This window comes from Symmachiella macrocystis (assembly GCF_007860075.1).
Taxonomy (GTDB): domain Bacteria; phylum Planctomycetota; class Planctomycetia; order Planctomycetales; family Planctomycetaceae; genus Symmachiella; species Symmachiella macrocystis.
In genome coordinates, this window is sequence record NZ_SJPP01000003.1 from 377,617 (window position 1) to 401,825 (window position 24,209).

Annotated in this window: 24 protein-coding genes, 1 tRNA gene, 1 other RNA gene and 2 pseudogenes; 5 read left to right on the plus strand and 23 right to left on the minus strand. The window is 54.7% G+C overall.

Translation table 11 applies throughout. From position 1 onward, the window contains the following. Positions 1 to 55 precede the first annotated feature (55 nt). From CA54_RS24925 to CA54_RS24945, 5 genes are all read left to right on the plus strand, one after another. Positions 56 to 1,063, plus strand: a complete 1,008-nt coding sequence (locus tag CA54_RS24925; RefSeq protein ID WP_146373715.1) for an ABC transporter ATP-binding protein — start codon at positions 56 to 58, stop codon at positions 1,061 to 1,063. Continuing rightward, entirely contained in the window at positions 1,060 to 3,345 is a 2,286-nt protein-coding gene (locus CA54_RS24930; protein WP_146373716.1) for an ABC transporter permease, read from the plus strand. The genes CA54_RS24925 and CA54_RS24930 overlap by 4 nt, the downstream gene beginning before the upstream one ends. A 144-nt stretch (positions 3,346 to 3,489) precedes the next feature. After that, positions 3,490 to 4,812, plus strand: a complete 1,323-nt coding sequence (locus CA54_RS24935) for an outer membrane protein assembly factor BamB family protein (protein WP_197532813.1) — start codon at positions 3,490 to 3,492, stop codon at positions 4,810 to 4,812. A gap of 170 nt (positions 4,813 to 4,982) precedes the next feature. Beyond that, positions 4,983 to 5,338: a transfer-messenger RNA gene (gene ssrA / locus CA54_RS24940) on the plus strand. A 60-nt stretch (positions 5,339 to 5,398) separates the two neighbouring features. Next, positions 5,399 to 5,629, plus strand: coding sequence for a hypothetical protein (locus CA54_RS24945; RefSeq protein WP_146373718.1), 231 nt, complete (start codon positions 5,399 to 5,401; stop codon positions 5,627 to 5,629). On the opposite strand, the pseudogene CA54_RS30260 reads toward CA54_RS24945, so the two are convergent. From CA54_RS30260 to CA54_RS30265, 23 genes and pseudogenes are all read right to left on the minus strand, one after another. Beyond that, positions 5,600 to 6,652, minus strand: a pseudogene (locus CA54_RS30260) (tyrosine-type recombinase/integrase); the annotation flags it as partial. The gene CA54_RS24945 and the pseudogene CA54_RS30260 overlap by 30 nt on opposite strands. Before the next feature lie 6 nt (positions 6,653 to 6,658). After that, positions 6,659 to 6,868 (minus strand): helix-turn-helix domain-containing protein, encoded by a 210-nt coding sequence (locus CA54_RS24955; RefSeq protein WP_197532814.1) that lies wholly within the window; start codon positions 6,866 to 6,868, stop codon positions 6,659 to 6,661. Further along, complete coding sequence (locus tag CA54_RS24960) at positions 6,865 to 7,230, minus strand: hypothetical protein (protein WP_146373720.1); 366 nt, start codon at positions 7,228 to 7,230, stop codon at positions 6,865 to 6,867. Before CA54_RS24960 ends, CA54_RS24955 begins: the two co-directional genes overlap by 4 nt. Before the next feature lie 81 nt (positions 7,231 to 7,311). After that, positions 7,312 to 8,805: a DNA primase family protein gene (locus CA54_RS24965; RefSeq protein ID WP_146373721.1), complete on the minus strand. Its 1,494-nt coding sequence runs from the start codon at positions 8,803 to 8,805 to the stop codon at positions 7,312 to 7,314. Then, a complete protein-coding gene (locus tag CA54_RS24970) occupies positions 8,795 to 9,037 on the minus strand; it encodes a helix-turn-helix transcriptional regulator (RefSeq protein ID WP_146373722.1) in 243 nt (80 codons plus the stop codon). Before CA54_RS24970 ends, CA54_RS24965 begins: the two co-directional genes overlap by 11 nt. Beyond that, positions 9,027 to 9,224, minus strand: a complete 198-nt coding sequence (locus tag CA54_RS24975; RefSeq protein WP_146373723.1) for a hypothetical protein — start codon at positions 9,222 to 9,224, stop codon at positions 9,027 to 9,029. Before CA54_RS24975 ends, CA54_RS24970 begins: the two co-directional genes overlap by 11 nt. Positions 9,225 to 9,349: 125 nt before the next feature. Further along, positions 9,350 to 10,048, minus strand: a complete 699-nt coding sequence (locus tag CA54_RS24980) for a hypothetical protein (protein WP_146373724.1) — start codon at positions 10,046 to 10,048, stop codon at positions 9,350 to 9,352. A 339-nt stretch (positions 10,049 to 10,387) separates the two neighbouring features. Beyond that, entirely contained in the window at positions 10,388 to 10,849 is a 462-nt protein-coding gene (locus CA54_RS24985; RefSeq protein ID WP_146373725.1) for a hypothetical protein, read from the minus strand. A 144-nt stretch (positions 10,850 to 10,993) separates the two neighbouring features. Then, on the minus strand, positions 10,994 to 11,401 hold the full coding sequence (locus CA54_RS24990) for a hypothetical protein (protein WP_146373726.1): 408 nt from the start codon (positions 11,399 to 11,401) through the stop codon (positions 10,994 to 10,996). A 121-nt stretch (positions 11,402 to 11,522) separates the two neighbouring features. Further along, a complete protein-coding gene (locus CA54_RS24995; RefSeq protein ID WP_146373727.1) occupies positions 11,523 to 11,738 on the minus strand; it encodes a hypothetical protein in 216 nt (71 codons plus the stop codon). Between the two features lie 490 nt (positions 11,739 to 12,228). After that, a complete protein-coding gene (locus CA54_RS25000) occupies positions 12,229 to 13,035 on the minus strand; it encodes a hypothetical protein (protein ID WP_146373728.1) in 807 nt (268 codons plus the stop codon). Continuing rightward, a complete protein-coding gene (locus CA54_RS25005; RefSeq protein WP_146373729.1) occupies positions 13,032 to 13,274 on the minus strand; it encodes a hypothetical protein in 243 nt (80 codons plus the stop codon). The genes CA54_RS25000 and CA54_RS25005 overlap by 4 nt, the downstream gene beginning before the upstream one ends. 481 nt (positions 13,275 to 13,755) lie before the next feature. Continuing rightward, positions 13,756 to 16,068 carry a hybrid sensor histidine kinase/response regulator gene (locus tag CA54_RS25010; RefSeq protein ID WP_146373730.1) on the minus strand — a complete coding sequence of 771 codons (2,313 nt, stop codon included), beginning with the start codon at positions 16,066 to 16,068 and terminating at the stop codon, positions 13,756 to 13,758. Between the two features lie 1,048 nt (positions 16,069 to 17,116). Beyond that, a complete protein-coding gene (locus CA54_RS25020) occupies positions 17,117 to 17,314 on the minus strand; it encodes a cold-shock protein (RefSeq protein ID WP_145377640.1) in 198 nt (65 codons plus the stop codon). Positions 17,315 to 17,535: 221 nt separating this feature from the next. Beyond that, positions 17,536 to 17,916 carry a DoxX family protein gene (locus CA54_RS25025; protein ID WP_146373731.1) on the minus strand — a complete coding sequence of 127 codons (381 nt, stop codon included), beginning with the start codon at positions 17,914 to 17,916 and terminating at the stop codon, positions 17,536 to 17,538. Between the two features lie 11 nt (positions 17,917 to 17,927). Next, on the minus strand, positions 17,928 to 18,125 hold the full coding sequence (locus CA54_RS25030; RefSeq protein WP_146373732.1) for a hypothetical protein: 198 nt from the start codon (positions 18,123 to 18,125) through the stop codon (positions 17,928 to 17,930). A 123-nt stretch (positions 18,126 to 18,248) separates the two neighbouring features. Continuing rightward, positions 18,249 to 19,256 carry a methyltransferase gene (locus CA54_RS25035; RefSeq protein ID WP_146373733.1) on the minus strand — a complete coding sequence of 336 codons (1,008 nt, stop codon included), beginning with the start codon at positions 19,254 to 19,256 and terminating at the stop codon, positions 18,249 to 18,251. 202 nt (positions 19,257 to 19,458) lie between these two features. Further along, a tRNA-Ser gene (locus CA54_RS25040) sits at positions 19,459 to 19,543 on the minus strand. A 184-nt stretch (positions 19,544 to 19,727) separates the two neighbouring features. Next, complete coding sequence (locus tag CA54_RS25045; RefSeq protein ID WP_197532815.1) at positions 19,728 to 20,516, minus strand: PEP-CTERM sorting domain-containing protein; 789 nt, start codon at positions 20,514 to 20,516, stop codon at positions 19,728 to 19,730. Between the two features lie 112 nt (positions 20,517 to 20,628). Continuing rightward, a complete protein-coding gene (locus CA54_RS25050; protein WP_197532816.1) occupies positions 20,629 to 21,267 on the minus strand; it encodes a PEP-CTERM sorting domain-containing protein in 639 nt (212 codons plus the stop codon). 646 nt (positions 21,268 to 21,913) lie between these two features. Next, positions 21,914 to 22,525 carry a PEP-CTERM sorting domain-containing protein gene (locus CA54_RS25055; RefSeq protein ID WP_146373736.1) on the minus strand — a complete coding sequence of 204 codons (612 nt, stop codon included), beginning with the start codon at positions 22,523 to 22,525 and terminating at the stop codon, positions 21,914 to 21,916. Positions 22,526 to 22,836: 311 nt separating this feature from the next. Then, on the minus strand, positions 22,837 to 23,640 hold the full coding sequence (locus CA54_RS25060) for a potassium channel family protein (RefSeq protein WP_231963191.1): 804 nt from the start codon (positions 23,638 to 23,640) through the stop codon (positions 22,837 to 22,839). Positions 23,641 to 23,685: 45 nt separating this feature from the next. After that, positions 23,686 to 23,961: pseudogene (locus tag CA54_RS30265) on the minus strand (potassium channel family protein); the annotation flags it as partial. Positions 23,962 to 24,209: the final 248 nt, after the last annotated feature.

A 24,209-nucleotide genomic window follows, 5' to 3' on the forward strand; every position in this document is an offset into this window, starting at 1 on the left:
ATGCAGTGCTGCAAATTTCCCCCCTGGCCCTCAACGAAACCTTGAGTGATTGCCTATGTCCGACTCGTCCATGATCATCGTTGACGATGTGCGAAAGACCTATCGAGATGGGTTGTTTCGCCGACAAAAGGTGGAAGCTCTCAAGGGGGTCTCGTTTGATGTCAAACGAGGCGAAGTGTTTGGGCTGCTCGGTCCCAACGGTGCGGGCAAGACGACGCTGATTAAGATCCTGTTGGGGATTGTCCGCAAGACCGGCGGGCAAGCGACCTTGTTGGGGCGTCCTGCGGGAGATCGTGCGGGACGGCAACGGGTGGGGTATCTGCCCGAAGGACATCGCATTCCACAACACCTCAACGGCAACACAGCATTGGAATATTACGGCAGCCTCAGCGGCCTGTCGATGTCGCAAATCAGGGAACGCCGACCGGAATCCCTGGCGACAGTTGGACTGGCCGAGTGGGGCAAGATGTCGGTCAAGAAATATTCCAAAGGGATGCTGCAACGCCTGGGTCTCGCCCAAGCGATGTTGCATAATCCCGACCTGCTCATTTTGGATGAACCGACCGATGGCGTCGATCCGGTCGGACGCGCGGAAATGCGGGAAATCCTGGCACGACTCAAAGGCCAAGGAAAATCGATTTTCCTCAACAGCCATATGTTGCAAGAGGTCGAATTGGTTTGCGACCGCGTGGCCATTCTCCACAAGGGCAAATTGCGTCATGTGGGGGATGTTAAAGACATCACTACGCTGTCGGGAGCGGAAACGGAATTCCTGTTGGAAGGCGCGGAGGAAACCATTCGCAAGACGGTTGATGAAGCAGCCGTCCTATCTTGGAGGGGTGCTGGTGAAAATCGCTTTCAGGTCGGTCTCCGCATCTCCGCGCAACCGGATGTCGACCGCACCGTTGATCAATTGCGAAAAGCGGGCATCAGCATTTGTCGAATGACGCCGCGGAAGTTGACGCTGGAAGAAGCGTTTCTGCAACTCATCCAAGCCCAAACCGACGATAAACCGGGCGTGGAACAACCTACTGAAATCACAAGCTTTGGTGCCGAATCATGAAAGCGTATCTCGCCGTCATCAAAGACTCGTTTCGTGAGGCGTTCGCGTCGCGGGTACTGTGGATCTTGCTCGTGCTCATCACGCTGTTGTTGCTGTTACTGGCTCCCTTGGGAGTGAAGGACGAAGTGGCAGCGACGCTGAGTCGGGGCGACATCTCAACGGGGAGCGAATTTTCCAACAAGCTCGTCGAACAATCCCGGTCAGAGAGACCATTGCCGGGAAAACACATTTGGCAGATGCTGCCCCGTGACTTGCAGGAACAGATGACGCAACAGCAGACCGGGGAGAATGGTCGGAATTCGTATCGAGTCCTCAGGCTGCTCATCAAAAAATTGAATGAATTGCTCACGCGGACCGACTTCTATGACGAGGCGGCTTGGAGCCGTTATCCACTGGGCAAGGAAGCACGACCGTTGCTGGAACGCGGCGTTTCGGAGCTATCTGAAACGGAGCTGAAACGCTTCAATCGATTGGCACTGGACGCGGCGTATCCGGCCGATATTCGGCCCGTTCCCAAAATAGCAACGCGCGTGGTCTATTTCGGTTATGAAATGGGTGGCCCACTGCCAGCCGACCGCGAAAAAATGCGTGATGTGGTGCAGCAGGTGTTGGTACAGGTCATGACTTTGTTGGTGGGTGTGCTGGGTGTGTTTGTGGCGATTCTGGTCACAGCCTCGATAATTCCCCACATGTTTGAATCGGGCGCCATTGATTTGATGTTGAGCAGACCGTTGTCGCGGTCGTTGTTGTTTCTGTCGAAATTCATCGGAGGCTGTACGTTTATTCTGTTGAACTCGGCTTATCTGATTACCGGACTGTGGCTGTATGTCGGATTGCGATTCGACATTTGGAGCAACAAATTACTGCTCTGCGTTCCGGTGTTCTTGTTTTTGTTCGCTATCTACTACTCGGTCTCGGCGTTTGCGGGTGTGGTTTGGAAAAACGCTGTCGTGTCGGTGGTGATAACAATTTTATTCTGGGCCGCCTGTTTTGCTGTAGGGACGTCGAAGGGTGTCGTGGAAACGATGTTCCTCAACCCGGAGCGTTTCGCCGTTTTAGTTCCGGCAGGAGAATCGTTGTTGGCGGCGAATAAATCGGGCCAGACTTTTCAGTGGCAACCCAACGACCACACGTGGCAGCCGGTTTTCACCTCTGGATCAGGCGATGCCGGTCTCTTTGGATTGATCTACCCCATGGTCGGTCCGATCTATGATTCCCAAGCGGATCAATTGGTCGCCATTGCATCGTCCCGACCAGGGGTTCCCGGCTTCGCAGGATCGGGAACGATTGTCGTTGGCAAACGCAACAACGATTGGGAACGCATTCCCAGCATTTCCACGCCGCCCGGCACGCAAACGTTGTTTATCGAGTCCGAGGGAACAATCCTTATCGCCGGCGCTGTTGGGATCTTTCGCCTTGAAGGAGGGACCATCACAGATCAGGTCGCGGGGAACGACGTGGCTCCACAAGGCAAAGCGGGGAAATTCGTCGAAGTGGGACCGGAAGGAACGGACTCTTGGTCGCCCCCCTTCGCTGCTGATCGCAATCCAGAAGACGGAAGCCTGGCCATTTTTTCGCGCGGCACCTTAAACCTGCTCAAACCGGCCGACGATGGGAGATTTACGATTGCCCAAGAAACGGACCTAGAGACCAAGGAACTGGCGCTGGTGGCCTATGCCGGGAAGACGATCCTCGTCGCATTGGGCAGCGGTGAAATCCGCACGTTCGATGCCGAGACATTGAAACCGACCGGCAGCTTTCAGCCGTTCGACAGCGACAAACCACAGCAAGTGGCCGCCGCCACGAACGGCCGCTGGTTCACGGTGCAGTTTCACAATAACAAGACATGGACGTTCAACACAAAAACCGGCAAACCGCTTGAAACCGATATTGCCGGCCAAGGGAATATCTCCGCTGTTGCATACACAACGGACAACAAACTTCTCGTCTCCGACCGCTATCCGCGCGTGCTCGAATATGACTTAGACACCGGCAATGTCACGCGACGGTTCGAAGCGGGCAGCGGGCGGTTGGAGTTGTTCTATCGCTACATTCTCAATCCGATTTATACGGTTTTCCCCAAACCAGGCGAACTCGATAGCTTGGTGATGTATCTACTCACCGACGAGAAGGCGCCTTCCCCCGAGATTCCGCAGCGGGTGGAAAGCCTGCAGAATGAGCGTGTGAAGTTGAACATTTGGGAGCCGGTCTGGAGCAACTTGGCATTCTTGGCCGTGATGTTGGGCCTGACTTGTCTGTACATCGAGCGCAAGGACTTTTAAGCCGCGACCGGATACAGAGAGAATGCTCGGGCTGAATTGTTGAGATTCCGCCAACGACCGTCTAAAACAGAGAGAGCGAAGTCGCGCACTAGTCGCCCGTTACCCTCACGTGCAATCGATTGCCCTACAGCTAGGATGTTCCCCATGACATGTTTGAGGAGTTTTGTTGTCCTATCGGCACTGACCATGGCGACAACACAATTGACGGCGCCACTGCCAGCCGGTGATCACTCACCCGAATGGCGGGGAAACGATGGCCAAGGGCATTCCGATGCGGTCGATCTGCCCGAATCGTGGAACGATACAGAACACATCGCCTGGAAACAGAAGATCCCCGGCCTGGGATGGTCATCGCCGGTCGTAGAAAACGGCCAGGTGTGGGTGACGACCGCCGTCGATAAACTCGCCCCGCCCGCAGAGGCCGAGCGGCGACGCAAGACCAGCACCAACTCGCAGCCGCTGCGGATTTCAGAATCGGTGAGCCTGCGTGCGGTGGGATTGGATTTGCAGACGGGCGAAATCATTCGCGAAGTGGAGGTGTTGTCTCAACAAGATCCACAGATGATCCACATCGACAATACCTATGCGACTCCCAGTCCGATCATCGAAAACGGACGGCTGTATTGTCATTACGGCCCTTGCGGGATCGCCTGCTTGGATGTCAACACGGGTGAGGTGTTGTGGCGGAATCAATCGTTGGTCGTCAAGCACGAGAATGGGGCGGGCAGTTCGCCGATTCTGTGGAACGACCTGTTGATCATCCATTGCGACGGCATCGATCGGCAATACATCGTCGCTTTGGACAAACAGACGGGCGAGGAAGTTTGGAAGACTCCACGAACCGGCAAACTGCACGACAATCCACAGTTGCGCAAATCGTATGCGACATCGCTGATTGTCGACATCAACGGCCAACCACAAATCGTCTCTCCCTCCGCCGATTGGATTTATGGATACGATCCGTCCACCGGCAAAGAGCTGTGGAAGCTGAATTACGGCACGTTGGGATTTTCCAATGCCGCCCGGCCGGTGGCTGGCAACGGAATGATCTTCACCTGCACCGGGTATATGAAATCGCAAATCCTGGCGTTCAAAATTGATGAGCAGAACAAACCGACATTGGCCTGGCGCTACAAAGATCAGGTCCCCAACGTCTCCTGTCCGTTATTGGTCGGCGACGAAATCTACTTCGCCTCTGATGCCGGAATCGCCACCTGCATCGATTCCAAGACCGGGAAGCTGCATTGGAAGGAGCGGATCGGCAAACGATTCTGGGCCGCACCGCTGTACGCCGACGGCAAGATCTACTTTTTTGACCGCAACGGCACAACGACAGTCATTGCCCCAAGAACAACTTTTAAGAAACTGTCGGTGAACAAACTCAAAGGCACTCTGCTCTCCACCGCCGCCGCGGTCGATGGTTCGCTGATTCTCAGAACTGATCAAGCACTGCACTGTATTCGTTAGCAGTTCAGTATTCGTTAGCCGTTTAGAAGTGGAAAATGCGGTCAATTTGGCAGCAATTCACCGAAAATCCCACTGGAAAGGGAAAGTTGGTGGTTGACTCGGTTTGAATTGGGACGATAATTACTCATGGTGCGGACGGAAATTGACCATTCGCAGCAACAACCCGACCCGGGGGCGATCGGTTTCGACTGGATCACTGCAGGTAGGGGTGGCGTGTCGTGGTTGATCAGCCGGCCACGTAAAAAGCTGATCAAAAACTAATTGCCGAAAAGCAATTCCAAATGGCTGCCTAATCATGGCAACCCTGGTTTAGGAATCCCCGCCTAAGGAGTCCGAAGACCAGTCAAAAAATTGGGCTGGCGCCGAGTCAATGTCCGCTACGTTCGGCGCGAGACAAGTGGTGGGCTAGCCGCGAGTAGGCTTTGTCTGTTGAGCCTACCAACGCGAAACTCAATCGGCAGAATACACACGTAGAGGCCTTTACTGAGGTATCACAGGACGCGGGTTCAATTCCCGCCGCCTCCAATCCCCGGTTTTGCAGTGTATCGCCACAAGTCGCGGAACCTTGCAATACCGGGGTTTTTTCATGCGCTCCCCCTTCGGCTTGCGACTCACAACCATTCCCGGCGCGTTCCGACTGCGCCGCTTTTTGCGCCGCTTTTTCTTCCGCATCGGTTGGTGCATGTTCTTCGGCCCCGACACCGGCAATCGCCCGCTCAAAATCGGCGTCGGTCACGTCGACGTAGTGACGCATCGCGACGGCTTGCGTGTTCCCCAACCACTTCGCCACGACCGCCAACGGGAATTTGCGGGCTAAGTCCGTTTCACAACTCGCCCGCATCGAATGCCACAACCGGGACCAGGGTTCCAGACCCGCGCGGCGAATTACTTTTGCCAGCGTTGTCCTCAGGTTGGCGTTCGCCCAGCCGGCCGGGCCTTGGGCACGTCGCCGGTATTCTTCTGGAATGACGTATTCGGCCCCTTCGGGCGCGTCGTCCCAGGCCTTTTCCAAGTATGGCCGGACGGCGGGGAATAGCGGAATAACTCGGTAGCTTCGCCCCGCCAGGTGTTGCGTCTTGGGGCTGGGCACGGTCAAACGCCCTCGCTCCCAATCCACGTCTTGCCATCGCAGGCTAAGGGCTTCGCTCGGCACGCGCAGGCCCGCGAAACGGGATAAGGCAATGAGCAACTTCCAAGTGCCGTTGGGGGCGTGTTCAATAGCACGTTCAACGTCGGCCAGAGGGACATAGGCTCGCCGCTCCGATGCGTCGCCGGGCCGATGCCGGACAAACTCAAACGGGTTCGCATCAACCAAACCTTGCCGCTTGGCGTGGGCAAAGAACATGCGGGCATGTTGCAACCGCTTGTGAATTGTGGTTGCTCGCAGTTCCGCAGCCAACATGGATTGCCGGAATGCTTCGGCCTTGTCGGGCGTCACTTCCGTAAGCGGGCAGTCGGCCCCCAGGAAGCCCGTCAGGGCGTTGACAACCTGCCCCCAGGCAATGAGACTTGTCGGCTTGTAGTCACCCTTTCGGGACGCCAGCCAGGCTTGCAGGAACGGCCCCAGCGTCGCCACCGGCTTGGCTTCGGGATCGGGTACCAATCCCACATTGGCAAGTTTCTTCGCCATCTTTGGTTCCAGGTCGGCGACCCATTGGGCCAAGTCGGCTTCCATCGGGCGATTCAGATTGAGTGATTCAAGCAATTGTTCTACGCGGTATTTAATGCTTTCGGCCGCCCGCTGCGAAACTTTTCCCAGGCGGATCGTCGGCCGCCGGCCATCGGGGGCTACGAAAAGAATCCGCCGCGTGCCGTTCTTATCTTTGGCAATGCTGGCCATCGTGTGTCACTTTCTTTTCGGTTTTGGATTGCGGCCCATGTGAACTGTTAGTTGCAGGAACGCGCCCAACGCATTTAGCGATTCCATCGAGAGGCCGCGATGCCCGTTGTAGAACTTCGCCAGTGCGCTTTCGTCGATGTCGGTTTGCCTGGCGATTTCGTATCGCGACAGCCCGCAATCGTCGATTGCTTGCCTCAATTGGTCAGTCAGTTTCATAGTTCGTTTTTTCGCCATGCGGGTATCATATCGAATACTGGTCTCTTGGTCCAGCACGCTTGCCGTACCAAACGGGGAATTCGAGAAACCGGCCACAACTGCCGCAGTCCCGCCGGACGAATTACCCACCGTGAATCGGTAAGTCGCGCCAGGTTGTCGAACCGCATCGGCATACCGGCTTCGTGGGCTTCGCCGGGGGGTCGCTCTGCTCTTTCGATAAGTTCAAGATTCGCGGCCGCGATGTGCTGCCGCTCGTGGTGGTCAATAATCCGCATGGCCCGCTCGTGGTCCTTGCTCGGGAGCCATGTGCTGATGTCTTTGGCGATGGTCCACGGGTCGACAAGTTGTTCGGGTTTGGTCATGGTTTTTCTTTCAAGGTTTGGTGAATTCTGGACCTTCTGGACCTTCTGCCGGTTAGTCTCCCGTGGGGGCGTTTTTGGCGCTTATGCCGGATTTAGGTCCAAAAGGTCCAAACCGTCCAAAACGCCGATGCCTAAGTACCATTTCACGCCCTCCTTCAATCGTTCGTAACCTCTTTCAGTCATTGCCTCTCCGAACTTTCGTTGAGTCAAAAAGTGTTCGCCATTGGTTTCGGACCATTGCTTGTAAGCCTCGTAGATTTGCGACGCTTTACAGCGGTACGACAGCCCCGTGATACAACAATCATCGATGAACGCGCCGATCACGTCCTGACTGCCCCGATACTCGCTTGTCGCCAACTCAATCGCCGCTGGTAGCGACGTCAATCCTTCACGCTGCCACACCAAACAGCCCTCAACCAACCATGCCAATATTGCCGCGGATTCGGCCCGCAGCTTGGACGGGAGTTGCTTGTCCTGTTTGTCTTCGGGAACGATGTTCTTGAATGGGATCAGCCGCAGGCGTCGCCAAATCCCGTGGTCGGTGCCTTTGACGGTCGGCTTGTGATTTGTGCACAACACCAGCTTGTGAGTTGATTCAAACTCGAAGAAATCCTGCCGCATAAATCGGGCGCGGATTCGGTCGCCGCCAGTCAAGGACTTAATCAGCGTTTCGTTGAGTCGTCCGCCGTCGCCACTTTCAACGCAAGCCACAAACCGCTTGCCCATCAGGTCGGCCTTATCGCACGGATGGCCGTCGTTGCGTTTTTCGATTAGAAAATCCTGCGCGGCCTGCATCGAATAATCCGGCCCCATTGCGTGAAGGACGGCTTCCAAAAACGTGGTTTTGCCGTTCGCTCCAACGCCAAACAGAATCGCCAACATATGCTCAACGGTTTGACCAGTGAGAAAATAGCCAAACAGCTTTTGCAGCCACGCAATGAGTTTAGCGTCAGAGTTGAACGTTTCGGACAGCCAATTACACCACAGTTCACTTTTGGCACCCGAAGTGTAAATCGTTGGTGAAAGTTTGGTGATGAAATCCTCGCGCCGGTGTGCCCGCAATTCGCCGGTCTTCAATTCAATCGTGCCGTTCAAACAATTAAATAACATCGGGTCACAATCCAGGTTCTCCGGCAGAATGGACCGCTGGTCCCGTGATACTTTGACGATTGCATCCATGCTGCGAGACGATTGTGATCTTGCCGCGTGACTGCTTCCGCTGTCGTCTCCGTATGCTTCACGGAACATGTTGATTACGGTCAACTTGACCTTTCGGAATATCTCGCCGGAATCATCCTGTCGCCAGCATTTGCCGTTCCAAATCAACCACTTGCCAGTCTGGAAGCAAAAACGGATATTTTCGCCGTGGTCGTCCACGAACCGCATCGCGTTACCCAAATCTGTCGTCGGGTAAAGTTTCCGCTTGCCGTTTTGTTGCGTTTTAGTCGCGCGACTATTGTGCAACTCCTCCGGGTTGGCGTCTTGGAATTCACGTTCCATCGCCACACGTGCTTCGCGGTCGGTTGCAAGTATCGCCTGTTGGGCTTCATGCCCGTGATATGCTTCAATCGTCATCGTCGCCCCTTTTCTCAGCTTCCGCTTGCCGGCTCAGCCAAGCTTGTAGTTCGGCAACGGGATACAAAACCGATTGCCGCTTCCCGTGTCCGATCCGAAGGCAGGGAATCGGGCCGCGCGGGGCCGTCAGCCCCCACAAGGTGCGAGGGGAAATGCCCAGCGCGATCGCCGCGTCGCGGGGCCGCAGGGCCAGGGGAGTGGGCGTCGATGTCGCAGGGGTGTTACTTCGCATGGTCCACCCCCTGCCGTTTCTCTGCGGCTTTTGTCGCTACGGCGTCTTGCACCGCTACCGCGTTGAAGAGATACCGTTTGCCCGCAAGCAAACAGGGCACCTTGCCCGCGTCCGCTTGTTCCCGCAGCCAGTCTTGAGTTACCCCAAGCCGCCGGGCCATGCGGGCCAATGAAAGCAAGTCACTCATCGCAAGTTTTCCTCAGAGAAGGAATGAACCGCCGGCCAATGGCCAGCATCTGCGATGAATCTTAAGAATGGGCGTGCGCGCTACCGGCGCGCTACCCGCGCGCTACGTGGTGAGTTTGCCGCGTATTACGTGTCAGGCTCGGCCAGTCGATGCGATCCTTTGCTGCCGCCGGGCACGATCAGCGTTCCCCATGCACAATGATCGCGAAACAACGTGGATAGACGCGCAGGCGGGGCCTCGGGGTCGACCGCCAAGAGAAGCGTTTCGTCGCCCACGTCGGGTGTACCGGCCTTCCAGTTCTCGTATAGCAACCGCATCACCGGGGCCTGGTTCACCGTGAAAGAATAGAGATTGCCACCCCACCACATCGACCGGAAGTCAGTGCTCGCCGCTCCCGAGGGTTCGCCGCCCGCTCCCAAGGTCCTAGCCACCGGGGGCTGCCCGTTATCGTCCGCCGTCTCGTCGTCCTGCTTGGCCGTTGTCGAGTTGTCGTTGTCAGATACGGTATCCTCGCCGGAAGCAGTCTTCTCGCGTCTTCGCCGCCCGCCCATGAACAAGTACATCCGCTCTGCCAGGTTGCAGATGCCTGCGACGATCTCACCGTACACCCCATTCTGCGCGTCCTCGATCATTACGACCCAGGCTGGTGCCTTGCCCAAATCCGACTTAGTCCATAGTTCGAACGAGAAGTTGAACGCCGCATACTCGGTTTCTTTCATACCCTCGCAGATGCGAGATGCATATTTCTCACCGTCGACGACGCAGACGGGGATTTTTGCAGGTTCGGTGTCGGCACCCTCAACGAAAATGGTGAATGCGGGCATCGAAGTCGCCTTTCTTTAGGTCGGGCCGATCCCCAGCACGACGATGCGAAAGGCGAGAAGCATCCATCGCGCCAGGGGCCGCTTGGCCGCCGGTTTGCAACCCGGTCAACCTTCCCGAATACCTCTAATTCTCGTGTTTTCGGACTGCGCGGTCATAAGCGTAATCGAATGACGAGACAACCACCCCGCCCGACTTGAGGTTGTACACCGCCGTAGGTTGGCACATGGAGTGATGGCCGTAGGGGAACCGCTCCTTGTCTCCTCGCCAGAAGCGGAGCATTCGTATTTGGCGTTCGGAGCAAATGGATCTTCCCTGCTTCGCCTCACCAAATCATCACCTTACCAACGGTACCCCCGGCTCAATCTCCATTCACCGTCCACAATCTTCAAGGCGAAAAACTGATGTATCTTCTCGCCTCCTTCCTCAAAATCTATGCGTACCATCCAAAAACCCGCCTTACCTCTGCGGGCCCATGATATCTTGAATTTCTTAAGGCCAATCTTCTTGTATCGCGCGCAATAGTCTTCAAATTCTGTTTGAACGGTAACATCCAACTTCGCAGGCCCATACCATAACTCTCTTGCAGATTCATAATTTTCTGCTTCGGCAAATTCCAGGAATTTCCTCACCGAGTCGCCCGGCACGTTGCCATTCTGATCCTTTGGCGGGCACAAGTAGTAAACGTAATAGCCCAAACCGGCTATGGCAAACAGCGTCAGGAGGACAATCCTAAAAACGATCTTCCCGCTTCTTCGGCATGTCTCCACCGCAGAGACATTTCCATGTGTTTGTGCTTTCATAGCATGCCTTCGATAGTGCTATCGAATAAATATCCACACGTGGATCGCCCGCGAAATCTCATAGGTTTCTTTTAAGCAACGACAGCGTGCGCGCGTTCTATTTCCCGGCACCTTGGCCTTACACCGGTGTTTGTACCGGGCCGGTTACTTTGGGTAATTCTCACCCCAGTCTATTGAGGGAACAAACCGCAGAAAGGCTTCATAGTCTGCTGGCTGCGAAAAATACCATTCATTGAAGCCAAAATCGTAATCTGTTTTCACGAACCAATGTTCAGCCCATGCCCCAACGTGGCAATGTGGCAGGTCAATCGTGCAAGCTGGATACTCAGAATACCGTTGTGAACATTCACCATTGGCTGGGCCGAATTTTTTCCAACACCAGCGATTCGCGAAATCAAGTTCCGGAAATGCCAACTCCAGCATAACGGCAAATGGAAAATCTCTAACAATCTCCTGCCGTTCTCTTTGTTGGTCAGCCTGCTCCTCAGCGGTGTCGCCACCGGTTTCCAAATATGCATCGAAGGTTGATAGAATAGCTGTTCGATAAATCATGATTCATTTGGTGGCTAGGGTAGGTGAGACTGATACCGGGGCGACTTCGGGGCTTCATTCCGAGCAGCCTCGCCAACCGGTCATTCCGTGTGACCGCCGACGTTCCCATCAGCATGAACCATCATACTTCGCCACGAAGTACTGCACTAGCACTCTCTATGGAGGGCCATTCTCGGTCCGTAAGTTTCTCAAATAAACACTGCAAATTCCATAAAACCTGTTGCTCGGCTTGGTCTTGAATTGTCAGTTCGTCTGTTTCGGCGAAACGGCGAAGAAAAGAGTCAAGCACAACAGCCTCGGGAACTGTGATTTGGATGACGACATCTGACTCGGCCATGTCACACTCCGACAAGCTAGTTCGAACTTTTCTCACCTCAAGTAGTGGCGACATTCCAACCCAAAGCTAGAATCGGCTGTTAGCTAACTCGCTTCGGATTCATCAATCGACGCATTGAAACTACCAAGACGCGGCAAGTTTGAAAACGTTCCATTTCCGCGACAAGTGGCATACTCGCGGCCAGTTGCTCCATTTGTCTTACAGGGCAGTGCCATAAACCCATCATCGCAGCAATGAATAACACATCCGATTTCCCCTCCACGGCACTGGCGTAGGCGGTCTGTGCCGCCGCTCGAAAGCCTAACTAGCCCACTGCCGTACGCTCCCTTTCAACCATGTAGTCCGCTGGCTGTTCCTTGCCTATCTTGACTCCTGAGGGGGCTTAGGCTGGATATCTACATACGATATGGGACCGGGCAACGGGCGGGGGGAAGCGGTTCGGATCTCGGCGGGTTCGGTTTTCGGGCCCGAAGGTGGACACTGTCCGCGCTCATTGGCCGCTCATCTCCTCCCGCACATCATCGAGCAGCCCACGCACCTCCTCAATGGCCATGCGTTCGCGCCGCATCACATCAGCCTCACCATCATCCGAAGCTGTGGCCTTGGCCGCCACATCCACGTACTTGGCGTAGCTGCGGATACTGGTTTCGAGCCAACCGAGGGCAGACCAGGAGGGAGCAGGGGACAGGGCCAAGTCCAGCCGAACCACGGTCGCATGGCCCGGCTTCTCTTCCACGATCCGGAGCCGATTCGCCTGCACCCATCCAATCTCAGCCGACAGCGAAGCGTTGGCCGGCAACTCGGACCACGAATCCGGAATGGCCGACAGCCCCTGAATCTGGCCATCGTCTACTGGGCGCTGCGCCCGGACACTGTCCGCGCTTGGCTGCTCGGCTTCCGCCGCTTTCGCTGGATACATGCGGTCCAGTTCGCCGTAAACCCATAGCTGGGCGTCTTCTTTGCTCATTCCCTGCTTCCGGGCGAGCTTCATCATCTGGTTGCGTTCCAGCTCAATATTCCCAGCCCATCGCCCCTCAGCCTCAAGCCGCCGCTTCACCGTGATTTTAAGCGGCTCCTCGCGCGGGCGGGCGGGAGGTTCCGGCGGTGGATCGCCGGACGCTGGCCCTGGAGGAATATCCCCCGCGTCCTGATCACCGGTTTGGTGATCAACGGTGTCCTGTTCTCCCGTGTTTTCCGTGTCTTCTGCTGTGTGTGTTGGATTGGGTGCTTGCCGGGGAATTGGTCCTGCCGTCGACATCGCGGTGATGTGCGCTTCCTGGTCGGGTGTTTTGGTCATGGAGCGTCCTCGAATTCTCCGGTGAAGGGATTGTCGCCCGAATCCGCCGCCCGGATCATCGCCAGGATGCCGACCTTGATGGCTTCGGGCAGGGCCGGCCAAGCGTCGATGATGACCTGCAGGTCGGGGTCAGTCGGGGCGTTTTGTACGTTGAGTGCGCCGCTTTCTGCGCCGCTTTGGTCGCCACCCCCACGATTTCCCGACGATTTCGGGTCGGGTTCAATTCCCGCCGCCTCCACTTGAGCCGAACTTGTTACAATTGTAGCACGTTCGGTTTTTTTTTGGCTTCAGCTCAGGTCCTCATTTGTGTGTGGGCGGGTTCGCTCAATTCTCCAAGTTTAATCGGTATCGCAATGTTGGCTAGCGAAATTGAACTAGTCCTTGCCAATTGGATTCGGCAGGCGACATCCGGGACAGGGCACCTTCCTGAAAATATTGACGCTTCCACTTGGGTTGCTCAAAAGTTTCTACAATGGTGGCAAGACAAGGGCGTCGTCGAGGAGTTGGACGACGCAGACCTTGCTGTCTCCAGAATTCAGTCCGAGTTGGAACGACTCGGCGGTTGGAAAAACCCTCAATTCGGTGAGACAATGGAGGAAATGACCCACTTGGCTGAGGCTCTCGCAGGTATTCGGGAAATGTTTGGTCCACGAAATGCTGATTCACACCCGCAATAACAGGGACATTTCAGTCGGCAGCATTCCTACCCAGCTTCCTCGTTCATAACGTGACATCCACAGCGCATGAATACGTCGCCAACATCGCGACGAGCCGTTTTCTATCAATCGGCTTGGTCGTGTACTCGTCACATCCAGCGTCGAGACATTTCTCTCGATCTCCAGTCATCGCATGTGCGGTCAGCGCAATGATTGGATGAGTGTAGCCGACGTCTCGGAGTCGGCGAGTTGCCGAATAGCCGTCGAGCACTGGCATTTGCATATCCATGAGGACCACATTGAACGGACGGTTCGCCCTGCTAGCTTCCGTCGCCAAGTCAAAAGCAATCTGGCCATTATCAGCCAACACGACCTCTGCTCCCGCCTTCTTCAGAACAAACGCAATCAGCCGTTGATTATCAAGTCCGTCTTCGGCCAGTAGAATTCGGGTGTTTGCCAATGAAGCTTGCGGTTGACCGGCCTCTGAGACTTTCCTTGTCTGGGACTCCGATTCGCCGGCACCGTGAATCATTCGAGATTTCTCCAATGGCCCCGTTGCAACCGTGATGGAGAAGGTGCTTCCCCGGCCCGCGGTGCTCTGCACACTAATGTCGCCACCGAGCAGTTTGGTCAGTCGTTTACTAATCGTCAGCCCGAGTCCGGTTCCGCCAAATTGTCGCGTTGTCGAATTGTCGGCTTGCGTAAAGGGCGAGAACAGCGTGTCGATTTTGTGACGGGCGATCCCGATCCCTGTATCAATCACATCAAATCTCATCTTGGGCTCGTCGCCTGGATTATCCACTAAGCAGGCAACGATTGTGACCGAACCGTGTTCCGTGAACTTAATTGCGTTTCCACAGATGTTGATAAGAACCTGCCGCAAACGAGTCGGATCACTTTGAATCGTCTCGGGAATGCCTCCCTCGAAGCGGACTTCCAACGGTAAGTTTTTCGCGGCGGCCCGTACGCGCATCAGTGAGGCCACTTCGCCAACGATTCTTTGCGGGGAACAGTCCAGGTGTTCTATCTGACACTTGCCGGCTTCAATCTTCGACAAATCGAGAATATCGTTGATCAGTTCGAGCAGGTAATTTCCGTTCGCTTTGATCGTATGAACGGCATCGACATTGTCCTTGTCGACCACGTTGTCAAGCAGGATGTCGGTAAAACCAAGAATGGCCGTCATGGGCGTGCGAATCTCATGGCTCATATTGGCCAGGAATTCACTCTTTGCACGGGTAGCAGTGAGCGCGTCTTCCCGTGATTCTCGAAGTTCCTCATCAACCTTTTGACGTTCCGACGTGTCGAGAATGACGGCAACAAACACTTTCGTCCCGGCAAAATTCTCCATTTGGAGTCGCACGTCGACAGGATATTCCGAGCGATCCTTGCGCCGATGGACTGTCGAAAACTGGATATTTTCCTTGGTTCCGTTCCTAAGCGGGGCGACTATTTCGTCAAACGAAGCACGCATGTGTTGCGGTTTGATATCGAGCGGCGTCATATCTTTGAGCTCAGCCATCGTATAGCCGATATTGTCTCGCGCGCCATGATTCACGTGCATAAACTTCAGCGAGCGGGAATTGAAAATGTAAATTTCATTGTGAGACCGATCAATGATTTGGCCAAACGCATTTAATTCTTCCGCTCTTTGTTTCGACTCCTGCAAGCTCTTCGCCTGCAGTTGCAGTTCATGAGTTCGCGCTGCGACTTCCGCCTCTACCGTTTGATTGGTGGACTCAAGCTGCGCCCGGTTCCGGGCCATCTCTTTCATTTCTTTTACGCTTTGCCGGATCGTGATCAGTAAAAAGACATCTTCAAACGCGATCCAACCGGCATGCTCAAATACACGCCACGGGCTCGCGGTCAACACGCCGAAGACTGATTGCGGATAGTACACACCACGCAGAAAATGGTCTGCCGCCACGACGAGTGTCGCCGACATGAGCACGCGCCAATCCCGATAACATGCCAGGAACGCTAACGAACCGAAGATGTGAAAATGCGTCTCGATGCGGCCGCCGCCTAAGTGGATTAACAAGCCGGCCGTCAACATCTGCCCAATGGCGATGACGTGGCGAGTTAAAGTCGAGCCGGGACGAGCAAGCGCAAGGCAAACCGGAAAGAAAGAGATGATCCCGCCAAGAAAAATCGCCGCCCACACATGAATATGCGTTGCGCTGTCTGTGCCTGCCCAAGTGTGAGGAGAAATCCAGTAGGCTGCGGCGACACCGGCAAACCACTGGATGACCATCAGCCCGGCAAACAGGCGGTCGGTCCGCCGAAAAATATCCAATTGGTTTTCGCGATAGAGTTCATCCGCCCTTCGCGAAACGCGATCGATCGGTTCAGTGGAATGTGACAATAAACGCGTCATTATCGCGGTTTCCTACAGCAAGCTTTGTCTCGCCCCAACAACGGGCATCCGAAGACAAAAGTGTGATTCCGGTCGGACTCACCATTCAACGCGAGCGACTCTATCGCCGCTCTTCCAGGATTGTCACCACAGTGACCTCGGGATCCTGTAATCCCGCCATGAAACACCAATTGACCGCTACGGTCGTACAACAACGAATATCCCGACGTGGTTGCACCAAATCTCTTCGCTTCGGATCCACTCTCGTCGATAGCGACGTTCACGCCGGGAATGCTTTGGGCAGAGTCCCAAAGATCGGTTTGTTCCCATTCAGCAACAAATCCCGCCGGCCTATAAAACAGGACACGGGTAACAATGCGCCCCGAACAACGGGACATGATCAACGCCAACTCGTTGAGGCTTGCACGGGTACACGGACAGCGAGGGTGCGCAAATACAATGAGCGTCAAGTGATTTGAATTTCGTTCGACCCGGCTGTCAGTGGGCCATTGCGTAGGAGACTGAGTGACCTCTCCCGGTGTCGCTTCGTGCTCCCAGATCCATGTGAGTCCGATCCCAATAATGACACACCACATCACCGTCAGAATTGGTAATCCAAGCTGGATGGTTTTCTGCTGACGTCCCTTTGTCTCGAATTCATCCCTGCTTGTGCTTAATGCTGCCATACCTCGGATAGTCCACATGCATACTTTAAAATGAATGCCAATCGCGAGGGAGACGAGGCAGCTCCACGACGGTTACAATAGGTTGCGTTTTGGCAACGGACCCCCAGGCCAGGCATGAAATGTAGTAAAAAAACTGTCGCGGCTTGAAATGGTGGGGTTATCACGGTTTTGACACGACGCTGCTTCGTTTTCGGTCACACGGAACCAACATGCCTCACGAATTTCAGACACTCGCAGGGCGTGATACACACAACACAAATTCTTCATGGTGCAATCGCGAATCCTCAGCCGACCGCTTGCGAATGCGCACGGCGCACCTTCTCTTGGCGCACGAAAAAAGCCGACGAATTTCGCCGGCTTTCTTTTTCAGATTGAGCAAACGTTTATGCCAATTTGACGTTCTCAGCCCGGGGGCCCTTCGGTCCGCGTCCTTCAGTGTAAGACACGCGTTGTCCTTCGCTCAACTGCTCGTAGCTCACGCCTTCGAGGTTGGAGTTGTGGAAGAACATGTCTTCACCATTGCCCGTGTCGATGAAACCGAAACCTTTGTCCGTCAGCTTCTTGATCGTACCTTCTGCCATCTTCAATCCAATTCTTAAAAGATCCTTTACGGCCTTGCCCGACACAACAGGTTCAGGCTGCTCAGCCGCAAGGCATGATCATACCGAGCGCCATTGAGAAAACAAGGCGGTGTTGAAGAAACTGCCAGTTAATAGGCAGGAATCGCGTGAATACTGGGCAAAACCACAAAATTCCTGCAAAGTTGCGAGTTTCAAGTGGTAATCGCACTATTGCCCACTCATTAGCTTGCGTCGCTAACGGTCCACCTTGTGTGCCAATAAGCCCACAGGATGAACACACCTTGGAGCGGTAAACGCAGCAAATGCACGATGTGCGGCGCCGGTAAGACGTCAGGATTTAGATAGACGTAGATGTTGGCGGGAAAGACCGCGACCAACAAGGCAATGATCCCCCACGCCGCCAATCGGGAATAGCGGGGAACCAACAACAACACACCGAGCGCGATTTCACAGACGCCGCTCAGATAAACCAATTCCAAGTGCAGCGGCAAATACGGCGGCATGATCTTTAAGTAAAAGTCGGGCTTCACAAAATGCAAAACCCCGGCGACGATCATAAAAATGGCCAAAACGAACTGCGATAACGTTTTGAACTTCCGCATGCCGTTCTCCGTTATTCGTTCTCTTTGACCTGCGTCGCGGCTGCCTGATACCCCGCACAGCGGAACAATGGTTGCGGTGGGTACTTCGCAAATCGCGGATCGGTCAGCGACAATTCGCACAACACGAATCGTGATCCCGTCCCCGAGACGATGTCCCGTCGATGATGGCAGGTACGACACAACGTCGGCGGTAGACCGGGCTCTGACACGATGTTGATCTCTCCTTGTCCCGAAGGATCTCCAGAACCCGTTTCAAATCTAGTTGAGCTTGTTCAAGAAACTTGCAGATTAGCATCAGCGGGACGCGTCAGAGGGTTTTGAAACGACTTGTACTAAAGCGCAACCGCTTCGATCACGCTGACCTCCGTCGACGTGGGCACCACGCGTGTCAGTCCGAAACCAGCTTGACTGAACAATTCGCGATACTCCTGTTCGGTCCGTTCCTTGCCGCCGGGAATCAGTAACATCACCAAGTCCAGGAATTTGCCGCCGAACGGTTCATTCCCCTCGGGGATGACGCTTTCCACGACGAGTAGCTTGGCGCCGGTTGCTAATGCTTGATGACAATTGTGCAGGATGGCCAGCGATTTTTCATCGTCCCAATCGTGGATGATGTGCCGCATCATATAGGCATCCGCTCCTTTGGGAACCGATTCAAAAAAGCTGCCGCCGATCAACTCGCAGCGATCCTTGACTCCCAGCGCCTCAACATTCGCATACGCTCGCTCGACAACGTGCGGTAGATCGAACAACATGCCGCGCATCGATGGATGCTCCTTCAACACACTGGAAATCAACGTGCCGTTTCCCCCGCCGATATCGGCCAGCACGCCGAATTCTGAAAAGTCGTACGCCGCGGTGATCGCATCCGATTCCCGACCGTGGATCCCGGTCATCGCTGCATCGAAAATCTGGGCCTTCTCGGGATGTTCGCCCAAGTATTCGAAGATCGGTTTGCCGTAGACTTTTTCGAAGGCCATGTTTCCCGTACGAATGCTGTATTCGATTTCGGTCCAAGCGTGGAATTGTTCATCGCCCGCCATCAACGCCAACGCCCGTTTCGATCCCGGCACGCCGCTGCGGAGCGGTTCGGCCAAGGGTGTTAAGGAGAAATGCCGTGACTGACCTTCGGCAAAAATCCCGATACTGGCCAACGCCCGCAATAACCGGTACAGCGCATCGGGGTTGGTCGACGTGGCTGCGGCCAAATCGTCGATGGACAGGGGACCGTCTCTGAGATGCTCAGCAACATCAAATTTGGCCGCCGCATAGATCGCCTGCGAGACCCAATACCCGGTGATCATCTGGTCCAAATGTTCATGGGGTGCTGCGTTGTCCATGTTGCATTTCTTTCTTGAGCAAGTGAGCACGAAAAGGGGCCGTGGAATAGGACACGTCCAACGCGCAGATTCCGCCGAAACCAATGCAAAAAGCCCCAAGCCTCGATGAACTGAGACTTGAGGCTGTAAACAGTAGGCTTTAGGAAAACAGATTCGCCATGGACCTCGTCGGCCTAGGGTCTGCGGCCTAAAGCCGAATTAGCGGAGAGAGGGGGATTCGAACCCCCGGTACCTTGCGGTACGCTGGTTTTCAAGACCAGTCCGTTCGACCACTCCGGCATCTCTCCGAGTCGTAGGGAGCGTCTGAGAGAGTTATAGCTTGTGGCGCCGGCGAGGAAAAGTCAAATCGAAACGAACCAGTTGTTTCCGCAGTTGAGTCGCGTTAAGAAATGCGCCCCCAGGGACCATCAGCCCACAAAAAAACCGCCGACGTTTTCACGCCGACAGTTGGAAGTTCTTTGACAATTGGTTTCACGCAGCCTGTTGCCGTTTGCGTCGCCAGCCGTAACCGACCAGGGCGAGGCCGCCGATGCCGAGCAGGGCGAAGGTGCTCGGTTCGGGGACGGCTGCATTGAACGGTGTGTCCGTTACGATCACGGTAACATCTGGATTCTCGGTAAAAGTACCTAAGTTATAGAAGCTTAGGTTCGCACCAGGAATTGTGATGATGAATGACCCACTGCTCGGAAAGGTAGTTGAGGAAGGCAATAATGTGTTAACGATGTAGAGATCATCACCATTACCAGCACCATCATCGTCGGGACCAACTCCCCAGCCACCAGGACTGCTACTGACTCCACCCACCCCATCACCAAAGATTGATGGGCTTTGTCCAATGTCTGCTCCCCCAGCATCGTAGGAAGTGTAGTCTCCTACATCTTCAATCAACGACGACGGCCGCGGGCCGCCCCAGGGATTTAAAGAGGCTACGGTGCCGGTATCTGGGTCCATTTGGTCCCAGGCAAAGATAAAACTTGGAGCGGAAGCCCCAGCAGTCGAATCCCAACTAACTGTCCAAACAATGTCATTCAGGTCTGAGCTAGGCTGGATTGTGACCATGAACCCCGCCTGAGCAGAAGAAACCAAACCAAGACTGACCAAACCGGCAAGAAGAATCTGTTTCATGGGGAGAATCTCTGAATCGAATGTGGTGTTGAAAATGAGCCGCTTTCCAATGGCCGAGTCACCATCCTGCCACATCACAATTCGCATAGCAAGCAAAAACGGCTCAATTTCTACAAACTGCCCAGGCTGAGACATGCGGTGTGGCGAACGCGACACAAAAACGGCCCGCGAATCGGCAGGCGCACAGCGCACGAAAAAACCGCCGACGCTTTCACGCCGACGGTTGGAAGTTCTTGGACAATTTGTTTCACGCAGCCTGTTGCCGTTTGCGTCGCCAGTCGTAAGCGAGCAGTGATACACAGGTGATGCCGAGGAGACCGGCGTAGGTGGAGGGTTCGGGGACGACGGCGGCATCAGAAACGAGCAACCAGCCGCCGTTCGAGGAAGGGACACCGCTGAATTGTGCGACAAACACGAATGTCGGGCCGAATTGTAAGAGGTCCCTAGTGGACGAGGTGTCGTCAGATCCGTCAGGGTCGGTGTACACAATTAAATTATTTCCTACCGTCAATCCCAACGCGGCAGCCAACGCCCCACCGTCGTAATTCGCCCCGGTCGACAACGAAACTGATGTTCCGGTTGTGAACCCTGCGGAGGCGGGTATCGGACCGTTGAGCTGTATGCCCGAGGCTTCGAACAAATTGTCAAACTCGTCGGGGGTGGCCAACCGCGCATTCGAGTATGTCGACTGAGCATTCGCCAACGCGGCCGCCTGGGACAGCCCAGCGCTGAACGTCATGTCGAGGTAGCGGAGGCCGTCTGATGGATTCCCAAGATCGTCGATGATATTCAAATCGCCGACCTCAATGACCTCACCAAAGGTCGCCGTGGGGACAACGGCCAGCACCGCCACACACGCCACCGTCAATTGAATCATTCGCTTCATCGCGTTCTCCATTGGGTCATTTGCTTCAACCGAGTTCATACGGACGAAGGCGAGCAACCGCAGTATGGGCCGCTTTTCTTCAAACTGTCTACGGGGAAACGCACTACCGCCGACCGATTGCACACATCCGCAAATTCTTGCGGTTTAGCGAAACGCTGCATTTTCGGAGCAAGTCTGGCGAAGAACGGATACGCCAACGCGGCCGAAAACAGCCCGCGAATCGGCAGGCGTGAAGCAGACAAAACCGCCGACCTTGCAACTCGGCGGCAACTGATCGTTTTTCAGGCGGGTGTCATGACACCTGCACCGCCCGGTAAAGACCGGTTTTCCCCGGTTTTCTTGCTACCGGAAGCGAAGCGGCTGAAACGCGTTTCACTCTATAATACAAGGGTAATACAGCGTTTTGGGTTTAGTAGCGAACGCGATTTCAAGACCAGTCCGTTCGACCACTCCGGCATCTCTCCGAGTCGTAGGGAGCGTCTGAGAGAGTTATAGCTTGTGGCGCCGGCGAGGAAAAGTCAAATCGAAACGAACCAGTTGTTTCCGCAGTTGAGTCGCGTTAAGAAATGTGCCCCCAGGGACCATCAGCGCACAAAAAAACCGCCGACGCATAACGCCGACGGTTGAAGTTCTTTGACAATTTGTTTCACGCAGCTTGTTGCCGCTTGCGTCGCCAGCCGTAGCCGACCAGGGCGATGCCGCCGATGCCGAGGAGTGCGAACGTGCTTGGTTCTGGGACGGCTGCGGTGGCGTTATAGCGGACCTCAACAATAGCGTAATTGTTCAGATCTTGTTCGCCGTAGTGCGTAAAGTTCGCCGCGAATGTAAGTACCTCGCCGGTCGTCCCGTATGTCACCTCTAACACCTCGAAGAAACCGCTCGCCGTATTATCCAGTCGCCCGGTGCTGCCGAACTCCAATCCTGGCCGGTCGGTGTCCTGGAACGGGAATCGCTGAAAATCGTTATAAACACCCGGCGCAATCAGAGCGTCGAAAGGGGCTGCGAAATTTAAAAACCACCGATCGACTGATGTCCCGCTGAGGGCTGGTCCGGTGATTTCGAAGCCAATTCCGTTATCAAAATTCCGCGACGGGGTGAAGGTCCAGCCATCTGAAGGGGTCACCATGTAATCTTTATATCCGCGTGCAACCCAACTTGTGTTCGAACTATCGACCACCGTAAACCGCGTAACCATTCCAGCGTCTGCGGACGAAACCAAACCAAGAGTGACCAAACCGGCAAGAAGAATCTGTTTCATGATGAAGAATCTCTGAATCGAATGTCGTGCTGGAAATGAGTCGCTTGCCTATTTCGAGTCACCATTATGCCCCAGGACAACCCGCATAGCAATCAAAAACGGCACAATTCCTACAAACTGCCCAGACGGGTGTTTTCGGACCAGCAGGTCAGGATATGCCGTGCAGCGAACGCGGCACAAAGACGGCCCGCGAATCGGCAGGCGCACAGCGCACGAAAAAACCGCCGACGCTTTCACGCCGACGGTTGGAAGTTCTTTGACAATTGGTTTCACGCAGCCTGTTGCCGTTTGCGTCGCCAGTCATCCAGAAATCAAACATTCGTAGAAACGGGGGCTTCTCTGACGAGATCTTTATCAGAAGTCGGTGAATCAGCAAGGCCGTCGTCAGAGAACGCTGTTGCGAAGGCAGTGTCACAAGGGCCTTGTGCCAACTCTTTCATCCGGGCTAAGTCTTGAGCATACCCAGCTACGATCACAACATCACCTGGTTGGAACGATTCGTTGCCGTGGGGCTTCATCTTGGTTTCACTTGAACTTCGGACAATCGCGACAAAGGAAATCGAATTCTCGATTTGACCGTATTGGCTTACCGTGCGGCCAATTAAAATTGAGCCCTTTTGGATCTCGATTTCGCTCAGCTCAAAATCTCCGCTCGATTCATGAGAGCTATTCATGAAATTGGCGAGATTCGGAAAAAGCATGGAATTGACGATATTCGAAGCGGCCGTTGAATGCGGGGAGACGACGAGCGATGCGCCCGCTCGTTTTAATTTCCCATGAGATTCGTTGGAATCCGCGCGGCAGACGATAAACAAATCGGGATTGAGTTCGCGCGCGCTCAGCGTTATGAAAACGTTCTGAGCATCGGAATTGACGCCGCAAATCACACCACTGGCTTTCTCGATTCCGGCTTCACGCAGAACATCGTCGTTTGTGGCACAACCTTGCAGTGCCGTGTAGCCCTGAGCAGCTGCGGCTAAATATTCCGATTCGTCCTCTTCGACCACCACAAATGGTGCTTTGAGCTCTTCGAGACGTTCGCAGGCGGCTTTGCCTAATCGACCGAAGCCACAGACCAGAACATGCTGTTCCAGGTTCTTGATTTGTTTTTGCATCTTTCGCCTCCAGGCAAACTGATATCCAACGGCCAATTGAACAAGCACGCTGAGTGTGTAAGTCGCGGTGCCGATTCCAAACAACACCAAAACAATTGCCAATTTCTTGCCGTCGGGAGAAAGTCCTTCATCCCCGTAGCCGACCGTCGTGATTGTGATCAATGTAAAATAGATCGCGTCCCAGATGTCCCACCGTTCCTCGGTGAACGTGAACCCAATCGTACCACCGATGATAATCGCAGCGAGAACAATCATACACGTGACGACTTCACGTCGTCGGCGCTGCTCCGGTGCCATATTGAGGAGTCGTGTGGGTAACATGTGAAATTCTGGGGTTTCCCATCCCGGGGGGATTCTGTTGCAAGCTGGATTGCTCGGGTCGACCTGCAGAGTTCAGTGTCGTCCACACGAATGTAGGACACTCCTTGTCCTGAAAAGGTGAGCACACCGGCCTGCAGCACGAAAATCCTCGTTTACCCACCACTAAACTCCACAACCGTTATAATTAGTTCTCCTGAATCGGAGTTCTTGCTACGACCGGTACACCCCTGTAGCGACTGCACAAGTGG

Bases quoted from the DNA above. Each gene is read 5' to 3' on its own strand.
- CA54_RS24925 (WP_146373715.1), top strand. From the start codon at position 56: ATGTCCGACTCGTCCATGATCATCGTTGACGATGTGCGAAAGACCTAT.
- CA54_RS24960 (WP_146373720.1), bottom strand. From the start codon at position 7,230: ATGACCAAACCCGAACAACTTGTCGACCCGTGGACCATCGCCAAAGAC.
- CA54_RS25025 (WP_146373731.1), bottom strand. From the start codon at position 17,916: ATGCGGAAGTTCAAAACGTTATCGCAGTTCGTTTTGGCCATTTTTATG.
- CA54_RS24930 (WP_146373716.1), top strand. From the start codon at position 1,060: ATGAAAGCGTATCTCGCCGTCATCAAAGACTCGTTTCGTGAGGCGTTC.
- CA54_RS24995 (WP_146373727.1), bottom strand. From the start codon at position 11,738: ATGGCCGAGTCAGATGTCGTCATCCAAATCACAGTTCCCGAGGCTGTT.
- CA54_RS24990 (WP_146373726.1), bottom strand. From the start codon at position 11,401: ATGATTTATCGAACAGCTATTCTATCAACCTTCGATGCATATTTGGAA.
- CA54_RS24955 (WP_197532814.1), bottom strand. From the start codon at position 6,868: ATGAAACTGACTGACCAATTGAGGCAAGCAATCGACGATTGCGGGCTG.
- CA54_RS25000 (WP_146373728.1), bottom strand. From the start codon at position 13,035: ATGACCAAAACACCCGACCAGGAAGCGCACATCACCGCGATGTCGACG.
- CA54_RS25055 (WP_146373736.1), bottom strand. From the start codon at position 22,525: ATGAAACAGATTCTTCTTGCCGGTTTGGTCACTCTTGGTTTGGTTTCG.
- CA54_RS25060 (WP_231963191.1), bottom strand. From the start codon at position 23,640: ATGCAAAAACAAATCAAGAACCTGGAACAGCATGTTCTGGTCTGTGGC.
- CA54_RS24945 (WP_146373718.1), top strand. From the start codon at position 5,399: ATGCGCTCCCCCTTCGGCTTGCGACTCACAACCATTCCCGGCGCGTTC.
- CA54_RS25035 (WP_146373733.1), bottom strand. From the start codon at position 19,256: ATGGACAACGCAGCACCCCATGAACATTTGGACCAGATGATCACCGGG.
- CA54_RS24965 (WP_146373721.1), bottom strand. From the start codon at position 8,805: ATGACGATTGAAGCATATCACGGGCATGAAGCCCAACAGGCGATACTT.
- CA54_RS24980 (WP_146373724.1), bottom strand. From the start codon at position 10,048: ATGCCCGCATTCACCATTTTCGTTGAGGGTGCCGACACCGAACCTGCA.
- CA54_RS24975 (WP_146373723.1), bottom strand. From the start codon at position 9,224: ATGAGTGACTTGCTTTCATTGGCCCGCATGGCCCGGCGGCTTGGGGTA.
- CA54_RS25045 (WP_197532815.1), bottom strand. From the start codon at position 20,516: ATGTCTCAGCCTGGGCAGTTTGTAGAAATTGAGCCGTTTTTGCTTGCT.
- CA54_RS24970 (WP_146373722.1), bottom strand. From the start codon at position 9,037: ATGCGAAGTAACACCCCTGCGACATCGACGCCCACTCCCCTGGCCCTG.
- CA54_RS25020 (WP_145377640.1), bottom strand. From the start codon at position 17,314: ATGGCAGAAGGTACGATCAAGAAGCTGACGGACAAAGGTTTCGGTTTC.
- CA54_RS24985 (WP_146373725.1), bottom strand. From the start codon at position 10,849: ATGAAAGCACAAACACATGGAAATGTCTCTGCGGTGGAGACATGCCGA.
- CA54_RS25050 (WP_197532816.1), bottom strand. From the start codon at position 21,267: ATGAAGCGAATGATTCAATTGACGGTGGCGTGTGTGGCGGTGCTGGCC.
- CA54_RS24935 (WP_197532813.1), top strand. From the start codon at position 3,490: ATGACATGTTTGAGGAGTTTTGTTGTCCTATCGGCACTGACCATGGCG.
- CA54_RS25010 (WP_146373730.1), bottom strand. From the start codon at position 16,068: ATGACGCGTTTATTGTCACATTCCACTGAACCGATCGATCGCGTTTCG.